The sequence below is a fragment of the Bradyrhizobium sp. SZCCHNR3119 genome (genome assembly GCF_032487775.1).
In the GTDB taxonomy this organism is placed as follows: Bacteria; Pseudomonadota; Alphaproteobacteria; order Rhizobiales; family Xanthobacteraceae; genus Bradyrhizobium.
The window spans coordinates 2,165,684-2,177,907 of record NZ_JAUEUV010000001.1; the positions used below are offsets into that span (position 1 = coordinate 2,165,684).

11 protein-coding genes are annotated in these 12,224 nt (G+C 64.2%); 4 read left to right on the forward strand and 7 right to left on the reverse strand.

The annotated features are described in order from the left end of the window. Window positions 1–2 precede the first annotated feature (2 nt). Entirely contained in the window at window positions 3–1,190 is a 1,188-nt protein-coding gene (locus tag QX034_RS10240; protein WP_315762489.1) for an ABC transporter substrate-binding protein, read from the reverse strand. 178 nt (window positions 1,191–1,368) lie between these two features. Here QX034_RS10240 and QX034_RS10245 point away from each other — a divergent pair, with 178 nt between their 5' ends. The 4 genes from QX034_RS10245 to QX034_RS10260 all read left to right on the forward strand — a co-directional run bounded on the left by QX034_RS10245 (window position 1,369) and on the right by QX034_RS10260 (window position 4,633). Further along, window positions 1,369–2,118, forward strand: coding sequence for a CBS domain-containing protein (locus QX034_RS10245; RefSeq protein ID WP_315728195.1), 750 nt, complete (start codon window positions 1,369–1,371; stop codon window positions 2,116–2,118). Between the two features lie 10 nt (window positions 2,119–2,128). Further along, window positions 2,129–2,431, forward strand: a complete 303-nt coding sequence (locus QX034_RS10250) for a cytochrome c (RefSeq protein WP_315762488.1) — start codon at window positions 2,129–2,131, stop codon at window positions 2,429–2,431. Between the two features lie 464 nt (window positions 2,432–2,895). Continuing rightward, window positions 2,896–4,278: a PAS domain S-box protein gene (locus QX034_RS10255; RefSeq protein WP_315702686.1), complete on the forward strand. Its 1,383-nt coding sequence runs from the start codon at window positions 2,896–2,898 to the stop codon at window positions 4,276–4,278. Continuing rightward, window positions 4,265–4,633 carry a response regulator gene (locus QX034_RS10260; RefSeq protein WP_315702685.1) on the forward strand — a complete coding sequence of 123 codons (369 nt, stop codon included), beginning with the start codon at window positions 4,265–4,267 and terminating at the stop codon, window positions 4,631–4,633. The genes QX034_RS10255 and QX034_RS10260 overlap by 14 nt, the downstream gene beginning before the upstream one ends. A 6-nt stretch (window positions 4,634–4,639) precedes the next feature. On the opposite strand, the gene QX034_RS10265 is transcribed toward QX034_RS10260, so the two are convergent. The 6 genes from QX034_RS10265 to QX034_RS10290 all read right to left on the reverse strand — a co-directional run bounded on the left by QX034_RS10265 (window position 4,640) and on the right by QX034_RS10290 (window position 12,163). After that, window positions 4,640–6,601 carry an acetyl-CoA carboxylase biotin carboxylase subunit gene (locus QX034_RS10265; protein ID WP_316196062.1) on the reverse strand — a complete coding sequence of 654 codons (1,962 nt, stop codon included), beginning with the start codon at window positions 6,599–6,601 and terminating at the stop codon, window positions 4,640–4,642. A gap of 14 nt (window positions 6,602–6,615) precedes the next feature. Continuing rightward, entirely contained in the window at window positions 6,616–8,232 is a 1,617-nt protein-coding gene (locus QX034_RS10270; protein ID WP_315702684.1) for an acyl-CoA carboxylase subunit beta, read from the reverse strand. A gap of 158 nt (window positions 8,233–8,390) precedes the next feature. Beyond that, the gene (locus QX034_RS10275; RefSeq protein ID WP_315702683.1) at window positions 8,391–9,257 is read right to left on the reverse strand and encodes a 3-keto-5-aminohexanoate cleavage protein; all 867 of its coding nucleotides are present in this window, start codon (window positions 9,255–9,257) and stop codon (window positions 8,391–8,393) included. A 113-nt stretch (window positions 9,258–9,370) separates the two neighbouring features. After that, window positions 9,371–10,174, reverse strand: a complete 804-nt coding sequence (locus tag QX034_RS10280) for a helix-turn-helix domain-containing protein (RefSeq protein WP_315702682.1) — start codon at window positions 10,172–10,174, stop codon at window positions 9,371–9,373. Between the two features lie 163 nt (window positions 10,175–10,337). Then, window positions 10,338–10,994 carry a glutathione S-transferase family protein gene (locus tag QX034_RS10285; protein WP_315702681.1) on the reverse strand — a complete coding sequence of 219 codons (657 nt, stop codon included), beginning with the start codon at window positions 10,992–10,994 and terminating at the stop codon, window positions 10,338–10,340. Continuing rightward, complete coding sequence (locus QX034_RS10290; RefSeq protein ID WP_315702680.1) at window positions 10,994–12,163, reverse strand: acyl-CoA dehydrogenase family protein; 1,170 nt, start codon at window positions 12,161–12,163, stop codon at window positions 10,994–10,996. Before QX034_RS10290 ends, QX034_RS10285 begins: the two co-directional genes overlap by 1 nt. Window positions 12,164–12,224 lie beyond the last annotated feature (61 nt).

The window sequence follows — 12,224 nt, forward strand, 5'->3', positions numbered from 1 at the left end:
CGTCACTTCGTCAGCGGACAGCCACTTTCCTTGGCCGAGAAGAACGCCTTGTCGCCGGGAACGGTCGCGATCAGCTTGTAGTAGTCCCACGGCTTCTTCGACTCCGACGGCGACTTGACCTCGAACAGATACATGTCGTGCACCATGCGGCCGTTCTCCTGCACCTTGCCTTGCGCGAAGGCGTCATCGACCGGAAGCTCCTTGAGCTTCTTGGCCACGGCGTCGGAGTCCTTGGTGCCGGCGGCCTTGACCGCCTTCAGATAGGACAGCGTCGCCGAATAGGTGCCAGCATGGATCATGCTCGGCATCCGCCCGGTGCGCTTGAAGAAGCGCTCCGAGAAGGCACGTGCCTTGTCGTCATGATCCCAATAGAAGCCTTCGGTCAGGACCAGCCCCTGAGCTGCTTCGAGCCCGAGACCATTCACCTCGGCGAGCGTCATCAACAGCCCTGCGAGCTTCTGGCCGCCCTTGACGATGCCGAATTCGGCCGCCTGCTTGATCGAATTGGTGGTGTCGAGCCCGGCATTCGCCAGCCCGATGATCTTGGCCTTCGAGCTCTGCGCCTGCAGCAGGAAGGACGAGAAGTCGGACGAATTGAGCGGGATGCGCACCGAGCCGAGCACCTTGCCGCCCTTGGCCTTGACGATGTCGCTGGTGTCCTTCTCCAGCGCGTAGCCGAAGGCATAATCCGCGGTCAGGAAGAACCAGCTGTCGCCGCCTGCCTCCACCAGCGCGCCGCCCGTGCCCACTGCGAGTGCATGGGTATCGAAGGCCCAGTGGAAACCGTACGGCGTGCAGGCATCGCCGGTGATGCGCGACGTCGCAGCACCGACCACGATGTCGATCTTTTTCTTCTCCGCCGACAATTCCTGCACCGCGAGCGCGACCGATGACGTCGTCAGCTCCGTGATCATGTCGACGCCTTCGGTGTCATACCAGCGCCGCGCGATCGAGGTGGCGAGATCGGGCTTGTTCTGGTGATCGGCGGTGACCAGCTCGACTTTCTGCCCCAGGACTTCGCCGCCGAAATCCTCGATCGCCATCTTGGCGGCCTCGACCGAATATTTGCCGCCGTAATCGGCATAGACGCCGGACTGATCGTTGAGGATGCCGATCCTGACCTGAGCCGATGCTGGCGCGGCCATCAAAAGGGCTCCGACCGCGGCAAAAGCCAACAAGCTCGATTTCATCAGTTTTTCTCCCAGCCATTTTGTTCTGAAATGCCGTTCCCTTGAGAACGCGATCCCGATGTTACGGCATAATGCCGGCGCCGCACACCCCTTCCCGCTTGATCCCGGTCAAGCCGGGGGGCCTGACATTCGGTATTGATCGCACCGTGACGGAATCGGAATACGCGGAAGAGCGAAGATGCGCGCCCATCAGATCATGAGTCGATCGGTGATAACGGTCACGCCGGGTACGCCGATCGTGGATGCGGCCAAGGTCATGCTGCGCAATCACGTCGGGAGCCTGCCGGTGGTCGACGCGGCCGGAAAGCTGGTCGGCATCGTCACCGACGGCGACTTCATCCGCCGCGCCGAAATCGGCACCGACCGCAAGCCCGGCCGCTGGCTCGGCCTGCTGGTTGGGCGTGGGCGACTGAACGCCGATTTCGTCCGCTCCCACGGCCGAACCGTCGGCGAAATCATGACGCCGGACCCGGTCACGGTCGACGAGAATGCCACGCTGCCCGACATCGTCCGGACCATCGAGGCCAAGCACATCAGGCGGTTGCCGGTGGTCCGCGGTGGCCGGCTGGTCGGCATCGTGAGCTATCGCGACTTCGTCCAGCCCATCGCGGATATCGCGTCCGAGCTTCCGGGCCCGACGCCCGACGACGACCTGCTGCGTAGCCAGATCCTGGATGCGCTGGGTCAAGCGGCCTGCAAGGCTTGTCGTCTCAACGTCCTGGTCCGCGACGGCGTCGCCTATCTCAACGGCGCAGTCCGCGATGCCAGGGAGCGGCAGGCCGCCATCGCGGCGACGAAGAGCGTGCCGGGTGTCAAGGACGTCCGCGACTCCATGTGGATCTACCCGCCGGCGGAAGAGGATCTTGGCGGCGGCGATATCGTCTCGCTGCAGGAGGAGCCTCCGACCGAGGACGATCAGCCGCTGTGAGGAGGTGCCTATGCGACTTGCTTCCCTCAGCCTCGTCATCGCGCTTGCTGCAGCCGGATCGGCAACGGCAGAGGACCTCGACCACGGGCGGCGGCTCGCCGAGCGCTGGTGCGCCGAGTGTCACGCGGTCGCCGACAAGCCGACCAGGTTCCGACGCTCCCTGCCGTTCGCCGCGATCGCGGCCAAGGACGGCGTGACCCTGGAGACACTCACCGCATTCCTGTTGCTGCCGCATGCAACGATGTCGAATGCGCCGCTTAGCCGGCAGGACGCCGCTGACCTTGCCGCCTACATCATGGCATTGAAGAAATAAGTCATCACAACCTGAAATAAGGTCGCAGCCCATCAGCTCGCGTGAAGGTCGCGCAGCCGATTCATTTCCCGTTGTAAGGAACAAACCGGCGCTTAACGCGTTTGGTGTCAGTTCGCGGAAGGTGGCCCGAAGGCTCCCATCAGTTCCGTGCCAGCAAATGACCGCCTGGTGCGGCGAATTTGCAGTTCCGATCAGTTGGGCCGCACCCCCGCCATCGGAACTGCAAATTCAAAGCCGTACTGGATTCAAGGATTTGCTCGTGCTCTCCGATTCCAAGTTCGCCGACGAGAGTACCGCGACATTCGTGCGAACTTCGGAAGCGGAGCACTGGGCAATGCTCGCTGCTGAAAATTAACGATCAACGATCCGGACGGGACGCAGCGCCTTGCATTTGAGTACAAATGAGTTGTTACTGTCGATTGCGGGATCCGCTTCGTTCCGCCGTCCATCAAGGAGCCTGCGACGTGCTCGGTAAGCCCGGCGCCCCGTCCGCATTGTTCGTTCCCGACGAGGTTGCCGCCTATCTGGCCGCCATTGTGAACTCGTCGGCCGAGGCCATTATCGGCGCTACACTCGACGGCAAGATCAGAACCTGGAACCTGGCCTGCGAACGGCTGTTCGGCCGCTCCGCAGCCGACATGATCGGACGGCCTGCGTCTGATATCGTACCGCAAGAATTGCTGGCCGAAGACAAGGCGATCCGTGCCCGCGTCGAGAACGGCGAGTCGATCGAGGGTTTCGAGACCGTTCGGCTGACCAAGGATGGCCGCCCGATCGAAGTCGCGATCACGCTCTCGCCGATTCGCGAGGCGACCGGCGCGATCATTGGGATATCCAGCATCATCCGCGACATCAGTCGCGCCAAGCAGGCCGAGCGCGGCGCTGCAATGCTGGCGGCCATCGTTGCCTCCTCCTCGGACGGCGTCGTCAGCAAGACGCTGGAAGGCGTCGTGACCAGCTGGAACAAAAGCGCCGAACGCATTTTCGGTTATCCGGAAGCCGAGATGCTGAATCAGTCGATCCGCCGCATCATTCCGCCGGAGCGCCAGGCCGAGGAAGACCGCATTCTGGCCACCATCGTCGCCGGCGAGGTGATCGACAGTTTCGAGACCGTCCGCTTGCGGAAAGATGGGTCCCCGATCGAGGTCTCGGTGACCGTATCCCCGGTGCGCGATCCGACCGGGCGTATCATCGGCGCGTCAAAGATCGTTCGCGACATCAGCGAAAGGCGGCAGACGCAGCGGCAGCTTCAGATTCTGCTCGCCGAGGTCAACCATCGCAGCAAGAACCTGCTGTCGCTGGTGCAGGCGATTGCAAGGCAGATGACGCGCCATGGCCAGCAGCTCGATCTCGAACGCTTCCTCGAACGTCTGCAGGCGATCGCGAGCAACCAGGATCTCCTGATCCAGAACGATTGGCGTTTCATTCCGTTGAACGACCTGATCCGCTCGCAGCTTCGTACCTTCAGCGACGTCATCGGAAGCCGCATTTCGGTCAAAGGTCCGCATGTCGAGCTGACTCCGGAAGCCGCGCAATCGATTGGCATGGCCGTCCACGAACTTGCCACCAATGCCGCCAAATATGGTGCTCTCTCCAATGATGAGGGCTGCATCGACGTGAGCTGGAGCTGCAACGACGCAACCTTCCGCATGAGCTGGAACGAGACGGGAGGCCCAACCGTGTCGCCGCCGGCGCGCGCAGGGTTCGGCAGCAGGGTCATTTCCGACATGGTGAGGCTGAGCCTGGACGGCACCGTCGATGTGCTATTCCCGCCCGCAGGGCTGCAGTGGCGGCTCACCTGTCAACTGGAGCGCGTCAGCTGTGGCGAGCCAGATGCACCTCGATGACCGCCCCCGTATCCTGATCGTCGAGGACGATCCGCTGATCGGCTTCGATCTTGCGGTCGAGTTGGAGCATGCCGGATACACCATCGTCGGCGTGGCGCCGACCGTCGCCAAGGCGCTGACGTTGTTCGAGCAGCATGGCTGCGACGTCGCCATCCTCGATGTCAATCTCGGGCGCGAAACCTCGGCGCCGTTCGCGAGCACGCTGGCAGCCGCGCACGTGCCGTTCATCGGGGTGACCGGTTATCTGGTCGATCAATGCCCGCCTGAATTCTCCAGCGTACCGCTGCTTTCAAAGCCGTTTCAGACCAAGCGCCTCGTAGCAGAGCTCAGACGGCAGCTGTCTGCGCAGGGGTGATCAGGCTCACGACAGCGCCGCGATTTCGACCAGGATGCGCCCTGTCGTCACCTGCTCGCCCTCGGCAACTTCGATCGCGCCAACCGTGCCGCCGATTCCGGACGCGTGGACATGTTCCATCTTCATGGCCTCGAGCGTCAGCACCGGCTGGCCGGCGGTGACGCGCTCGCCGGGCCGGACCAAGACGGCGACGACCCGGCCGTTCATCGCAGCGCGCACCTTGCCGTCACCGCTCGCGCCGGCTGCTGATTGCGGCGCGGCAAGGCTGACATCGCGGACCGTCATCGCTGCCGTGCGGTGGTGCAGATACAGCCGCTCGTCCTCGCGAATGAAAATTGCACTGTCCATCACGCCGCCGCTACGGAAGCGAATGAGATCGCGGCGGAGCTCCTCGACCTCGAAGCGATGCGCCTCGCCGTCGCACGTGACCACATAGCCGCCGTCGCGGTCGCGCAGGAGCTCGCAATCCTGCATCCTGCCATCGAGCTCGAAACGCAGCGGCGTCGGAAAAGGCGCGGCCAGCGAACGGCCGGTGCGCCACGCGCGCGCGCAAGCATGGCTCAAATGGAGCAGCAGCGCGGCCAAGGCGAGATCGGCGGACCGTGCTGCGCGCGCCAGCAACTCGGTCCGGTGCGTGCCGATGAAGGCGGTGGTGGCAGCTCCGCGCGCGAAAACCGGATGACGCAGGCAGGCCATCAGGAATGAGCGGTTGGTGGTGATACCTAACGCGGTCGCCTGCTCCAGGCCGCAGATCAGCTTCGCTCGTGCCTCATCGCGCGTTGCACCGTGGCTGATCAATTTGGCGATCATCGAGTCGTAATAAGGCGAAATCTCCGTGCCCGACTGCAGCGCGTGCTCCACGCGAACGTTCTCAGGCATTCGCCACAGCGCCATCCGGCCCGACTGCGGCATGAAATCGCGATCGGCATCTTCGGCGCAGAGCCGGACCTCGATGGCGTGTCCGGAAAAGCGCACATCCTCCTGGCGCAGCGGCAGCGGCTCGCCCGCCGCAACGCGCAGCTGCAATTCAACCAGGTCGAGCCCGGTGATCGCCTCGGTCACGGGATGCTCGACTTGCAGGCGCGTGTTCATCTCCATGAAATAGAACTGGCCGTCCGAATCCAGCAGGAATTCGAGCGTGCCAGCGCCCTCGTAGCCGAGCGCCTTTACCGCTTGAACCGCGACCTCGCCCATCCGCACTCGCAATTCGGGACTGACCGCCGGCGAAGGCGCCTCCTCGATCAGCTTCTGATGCCGCCGCTGCACCGAGCAATCGCGCTCGCCGAGATGGATCGCATTGCCATAGCGGTCGCCGAACACCTGGATCTCGATGTGGCGCGGATTGTCGATGGCCTTTTCCAGGATCACGGTGTCGTCGCCGAAGGCGGCTGCCGCTTCCGAACGCGCGTTGCGCAACATGTCGGGGAATGCCGCGGCATCCGCAACCAGCCGCATGCCGCGGCCGCCGCCGCCGGCCACCGCCTTGATCATGACGGGGAAACCGATCCGCTTCGCCTCCGCCAGCATGGTGCCAGCGCGCTGGTCCTCGCCCTGATAGCCCGCCACGCAAGGCACGCCGGCCGCCTGCATGATCGCCTTCGCGCCGGCCTTGTTGCCCATCGATCTGATCGCGTCGGCCGACGGGCCGATCAGCACGAGGCCCGCCCGCCTGCAGGCGTCCGCGAAGACCGCATTCTCTGCGAGAAAGCCATAGCCGGGATGCACGGCATCGGCACCGGTTGCTTTCGCAGCGGCGATGATGGCGTCGATATTCAGGTAGGACTGCGCCGGCGGCGCGTCACCGATGCGCACGGCCTGATCGGCCTCGCGCACATGCAGCGCGTCGCGGTCCGCATCCGAATAGACCGCGACTACGCCGAGCCCATGCCGCCGTGCGCTACGCATGATGCGCAGGGCGATCTCGCCACGATTGGCGATCAGGACCTTATGAAACGGTGTGCGCGACATCGTCTTCTCTTCGCTCATGGCCGTGCCACCGAAAACTGCATGGCTTGCGGGCTGCGCGCATCACCTTCGCGGCAGGTCGCGAGAACCTCGGCGAGCACGGCGCGGGTGTCGCGCGGATCGATCACGCCATCGTCGAGCACACGTGCCGATGTCGCGAACACGTCCATCTGGCTGTCGAACACGCCGACGATCTGCGCCTTCAACGCATCCAGCTTCTCCTTCTCGACCGGCTTGCCGCGCCGCGCCGCCGCCGCTTCCGTGACGATCGCCATCGTCTCCGCCGCCTGCTCCCCGCCCATCACAGCCGTCCTCGCATTTGGCCAGGAGAAGCAGAAACGCGGATGAAAGCCCCAGCCGCACATACCGTAATTGCCGGCGCCGAACGAGGCGCCGCAATAGACGGTGATCTGCGGCACGGTCGCGGAGGTCACCGCCTGGATCATCTTGGAGCCGTGCTTGATCATGCCGGCTTCCTCATAGGCGCGGCCGACGATGTAGCCGGTGGTGTTGTTGAGATAGAGAATGGGCGTGCGGCTCTGGCAGCAGGCCTGGATGAAATGGGTGGCCTTGTTGGCGCCGGCGGGATCGAGCGGGCCGTTGTTGGTGATGATCCCGATCGCCTGGCCTTCGATGCGGGCGTGGCCGCACACGGTCGCGGGACCATAGTTCGGCGCCATCTCGACGAAATCGGAATCGTCGACGATGCGCGCGATCACCTGGCGCATGTCGACCGGGCGCTTGTGATCCATCGGCATGATGCCGAGCAGTTCCTCCTGGTCGTAGCGTGGTGGCCTGAACTGTGCAGCCTCGCGCGGGGGCAGCTCCCATGGCAAAGCGGCCATGATCTCGCGCGCGATGCGCAGCGCGTCGCGATCGTCTTCGGCCAGGTAATCACCAAGGCCCGAAATCGAGGTGTGCATCTCGGCGCCGCCGAGCTCCTCCTCGGTCGCGATCTCGCCGGTGGCGGCTTTCAGCAGCGGCGGCCCTGCGAGGAACGCGCGGGTGCGGCCGCGCACCATGACGATGTAGTCGGACAGGCCGGTCTGATAGGCGCCACCGGCCGTCGACGAGCCGTGCGTGACCGTGACGACGGGAAGCCCGGCCGCAGACAGCCGCGCGAGGTTTCGAAAGATATTGCCGCCGCGGATGAAATCCTCGACGCGGTAGCGCAACAGATTGGCGCCGGCGCTTTCGACCAACTGCACATAGGGCAATTTGTTCTCGAGCGCGAGCTCCTGCACCCGCAAGGTCTTGTCGAGGCCAAAGGGCTGCAGCGCGCCGGCATCGATGCCGGAATCATTGGCCGAGACCATGCAGCGCACACCCGAGACGAAGCCGATGCCCGCGATCACGCCGCCGCCGGGCACGCTCTTGGCCGCATCCGGCACGTCGAACATGTAGCCGGCAAGGGTCGACAATTCCAGGAACGGCGCGCCGGGATCGAGCACCAGCGCGACACGCTCGCGCGGCAGAAGCTGGCCGCGCCCATGGAAGCGCTCCTTCGCGGCGGCAGAAGCCTGGCGCGTGCGTTCTTCCAGCGAACGCAGCCGCGCGAGCAGCGCCAGCATGCCGTCGCGATTGGCCTGGAACGCGGCGCCCGTGGGCGAAATGGTGTTTTCGATGGTGGCCATACCTGGTCGCAAATGCCCTATGAGTAACGACGTCATTGCGAGGAGCGAAGCGACGAAGCAATCCAGCCTTCCTTCTTAGCCCTGGATTGCTTCGCGGAGCCTGTCACCGGCGGCGCTTCGCGCGGACCGGGTGGCTCGCAATGACGCCGCACGGATTGTCAATTCACCGTCCCAAAAACCTGCCGCGCTTCCGCCGGGGTCGCGATCTCGCGGCCCGCGCGGCGGGCCAGAGCCGCGATCGCCTCGATCAGCTGGCCATTCGACGTCACCTTGCTGCCGTCGGCGAGATAGAACGCGTCCTCAAGACCGGTGCGCAGGTGGCCGCCGAGCTCGGCGCAGCGCTGATGCAAAGGCCATATCTCGGCGCGGCCGATCGCGGTGACCTGCCAATGCGCCTCCGGCCGCTTCAACTTGAGCAGGATCGGCAACAGCTCGGGATCGGCCGGCATGCCGGAGGCCACGCCCATGACAAAGTTATATTCGAGCGGCCCCGAATACATGCCGGTCTGGTAGTACATGCCGACACAGCGCACGATGCCGACGTCGAAGCACTCGAATTCGGGGATCGTGTTCGCGTCTTTCATCGCGTCGAGATAATCCTGAATCTTCTCGACCGAATTGTCGAACATCATCGGCGGCCAGGCCCAACTGTCGTCGGCCTTCACCTTCAGATAGTTCAGCGAGCCGGCATTGCAGGCCGCGATCTCGGGCCGCGTTTCGCGGATGCAGGCGAGCGCGCCCTGATAATGCGGCCCCGAAACTCCCGATGTATGGTTGATGATGACGCCGGGACAGGCCTCGCGGATCGCCTGCTGGATGTCGCGCGAGACGCTGACCTCCCAGGACGGCAGATGGCCTTTGCCCGGCGCCTGCTGGCGCAGATGGATGTGCATGATGCTGGCGCCGGCCTCGAACGCGCGCCTGGCCTCGGCCGCCATCTCTTCCGGCGTGACCGGCACATGATGCTGCTTGGGATCAGTGAGCACGCCGTTCAGCGCGCAGGTGATAACGGCTTTGTCGCTCATGCCATGCCTTGAATGATGCTCGACGGCCGCAATCCGCGACCGCCCGCATCATGCGAAGGCGGCTACATTGCTGCTTGCGTCAACGCGCTAGCATCCAGCTTCCGAAGTTGGCCTCATATCGCGGCCAGATCGGCTGCGACCTCGCCGCTGCGGTAGATCGCAAGATCACGCGAGCCGGAAAAGATCGCGCGCGGCTTCAAGCCGTAGAAGCGCCGGATCGAATGGCTGAAATGGGTGGAATCGGGATAGCCGATCTCCTGCGCGAGATGGGCGAGGTTCAGATCCTGATTGGCAAAATTGAGCAGATGCCGCGCGCGCTTCCAGGCACGGAACGCGCGGAAGGAGATGTCAGTCTCCTCCTTGAACAAATGCAGGAAACGCGAGGTCGACAGGCCAACCGCCGCGGCGCAGCTTTCGGCGGTGGCGGCCTCACCCGAGAAACGATTGATCAGCGCGATCGCCTTCACCACACGCGGATCGAGCGTCCGCTGCGGCAGAGCTTCACCGAAAAAGAGACGATCGAACGCGGCGCTGGACACATCACCGCTCAGCGGACGCGCCACCAATTCTTCATAGGCGGTGCGGATGCGACCGGCATACGCCGCGGCATCCTTCGCAATCCAGTTCGCCAACCGATCGAGCGTGCCGACCGGGACGCTCTCCGGCTCGATCGTGACGATGATGACGGTGCGGTAGTCACTCTCCATCGTGTGCTGCTGGTTCGGCGGCACCACCAGAAGCTCGCCCTGCCGCGGCTCGGCACCCTCGGGGATCAGCCGCAAACTGCCGCTGAGCGCGACATAAACGTGAAAGGCCCCGGAGCAGCGCTGGCGCGGGCGGCCGAGCAGCCCGGCATAAAAGACGCGCTCCGGCGTGATCAGCATCAAATGGCCGGACTCCCGGCGGGTCAAATCCATGGCATTCCTCCTGAGGCACGGCTCTCCGGCCGCTTCGGTTGGAAAGACCATAGCGCAAATCACGCGGTAGTCACCGGCACGACACCTCAAATTTCGCGGCGGTTAATCGTCCCGGTCGACGGTTGCTCAACGCACGCAGTCCCGGAATCATGAACCCCGGCATTCATAGCCTGATCCGCGACGGCACACCTTGCACGATCCCCGCGCGCCGTTCGGCCTCGCGGGCCCGCTGGTATCCATCACGTGCCTGCAACCGCCTCCAATAGGCCGCGACATTCGGGCCGAAATCCCCGGCGAGGCCGATGCTCTCGGCAAGGCGCAAGGCGTAGCCGATCACGATGTCGGCGGCGGTAAAGCGGTCCGCGCACAAGGTTTCAGCATTGCCCGTGGCTGCCTCGACGGCGCGCAGGCGGCCCAGGAACCATTTGGCATAATCGGCCGCGACCTGCGGAGACCGCCGCTCCTCCGGCTCGAGTTGGCTGTAACGCAGCACCAGCGTCTGAGGAAAGGTGAGCGTCGCGTCGGAAAAATACATCCAGTTCAGGAACGCGCCGTAGGCCGGCTCGTCGGGGGCGACCATCAGCGGTGTCGGTCCATATTTCACCCCGAGATAATGGCAGATGCCGGAGGACTCGGTCATCCTGGTCTCGCCGTCGATCATCAGGGGAATGGTGCCGAGCGGGTTGAGCGCCAGATAATCCTTGGCCAGCACCCGCGGCGGGAACGGCAGCATCTTCAACTCGTAAGGGAGACCGAGCTCTTCCAGCATCCACAGCGGGCGAAAGGAGCGTGCGCCCTCGCAATGATAGAGCGCGATCATCAGGCGGCTCCCTTTTTCGTAAGGCCCGGCAGCGTGCCCATCATCTTGCAGAGGATGGTCAGCATCACCTCGTCGGCGCCGCCGCCGATCGACGTGAGCCGCGTATCGCGATAGGCGCGGCTGACCGGCGTCTCGTTCATGAAGCCCATGCCACCCCAATATTGCAGGCAGGCGTCGGTGAGCTCGCGCCCGAGCCGGCCGGCCTTCAGCTTCGCCATGGTGGCGAGCCGCGTTACGTCCTCACCCGCGATCAGCGCCTCCGCGGCCCGATAGGTCAGCGCGCGCAACAGTTCCACCTCGGTCTGCATCTCCGCGAGCTTGAAGTGAACGACCTGGTTGTCGAGGATGCTGCGGCCGAAGGCCTTGCGGTTGCGTGTGTAGTCGATGGTCTCGTTGATGATGAACTCGTGCGCCTTGAGGCAGGCCGCTGCCGCCCACAGCCGCTCCTCCTGGAACTGCAGCATCTGATAGGTGAAGCCCTCGCCCTCTTCGCCAACTCGGTTGCGCTTCGGCACGCGCACGTCGTCGAAGAAGATCTGCGCGGTGTCGGATGAGCGCATGCCCATCTTGTCGAGCTTGCGCGCGACCTGCACGCGCTTGCTCTTCATCGGCACGCAGATCAGCGACTTGTTGCGATGGGGCGGGCCATCACTGGTGTTGGCGAGCAGACAGATGAAATCCGCCTGCGCGCCGTTGGTGATCCACATCTTGCCGCCGTTGATGACGTAGTCGTCGCCATCCGAGCGCGCGGCCGTCTTGATCGAGGCCACATCCGAACCTGCACCCGGCTCGGAGACCCCGATGCAGGCAACATAGTCGCCGGAGATTGCCGGCGCCAGGAATTCCTGGCGTACCTCATCGGAGCCGAACCGCGCCAGCGCCGGCGTCGCCATGTCGGTCTGCACCCCGATCGCCATCGGGATCGCGCCGCATTTGATAGTGCCGAGCTCCTCGGCCATCATCAGCGCATAGGAATAATCGAGCCCCTGGCCGCCATATTCGACCGGCTTATTGAGCCCGAGAAAGCCGAGCGTGCCGAGCTTCTTGAACAGCTCATGCGCCGGGAAGATGCCGGCTTCTTCCCATGCGTCGACGTGAGGATTGATCTCGGCGGCGATGAATTTCTGCAAGGCTCGGCGCGGTTCGTCGTGATCGGTGGTGAAGAGCATTCTGTTTCCTCTCGTCATTCTGGGGCGCTCGCGACAGCGAGCGAACCCGGAATCTCGATGT

Excerpts from the sequence above, each read along its gene's own strand:
- QX034_RS10240 (WP_315762489.1), bottom strand. The coding sequence starts at position 1,190 with ATGAAATCGAGCTTGTTGGCTTTTGCCGCGGTCGGAGCCCTTTTGATG.
- QX034_RS10245 (WP_315728195.1), top strand. The coding sequence starts at position 1,369 with ATGCGCGCCCATCAGATCATGAGTCGATCGGTGATAACGGTCACGCCG.
- QX034_RS10250 (WP_315762488.1), top strand. The coding sequence starts at position 2,129 with ATGCGACTTGCTTCCCTCAGCCTCGTCATCGCGCTTGCTGCAGCCGGA.
- QX034_RS10260 (WP_315702685.1), top strand. The coding sequence starts at position 4,265 with ATGCACCTCGATGACCGCCCCCGTATCCTGATCGTCGAGGACGATCCG.
- QX034_RS10265 (WP_316196062.1), bottom strand. The coding sequence starts at position 6,601 with ATGTCGCGCACACCGTTTCATAAGGTCCTGATCGCCAATCGTGGCGAG.
- QX034_RS10270 (WP_315702684.1), bottom strand. The coding sequence starts at position 8,232 with ATGGCCACCATCGAAAACACCATTTCGCCCACGGGCGCCGCGTTCCAG.
- QX034_RS10275 (WP_315702683.1), bottom strand. The coding sequence starts at position 9,257 with ATGAGCGACAAAGCCGTTATCACCTGCGCGCTGAACGGCGTGCTCACT.
- QX034_RS10280 (WP_315702682.1), bottom strand. The coding sequence starts at position 10,174 with ATGGATTTGACCCGCCGGGAGTCCGGCCATTTGATGCTGATCACGCCG.
- QX034_RS10285 (WP_315702681.1), bottom strand. The coding sequence starts at position 10,994 with ATGATCGCGCTCTATCATTGCGAGGGCGCACGCTCCTTTCGCCCGCTG.
- QX034_RS10290 (WP_315702680.1), bottom strand. The coding sequence starts at position 12,163 with ATGCTCTTCACCACCGATCACGACGAACCGCGCCGAGCCTTGCAGAAA.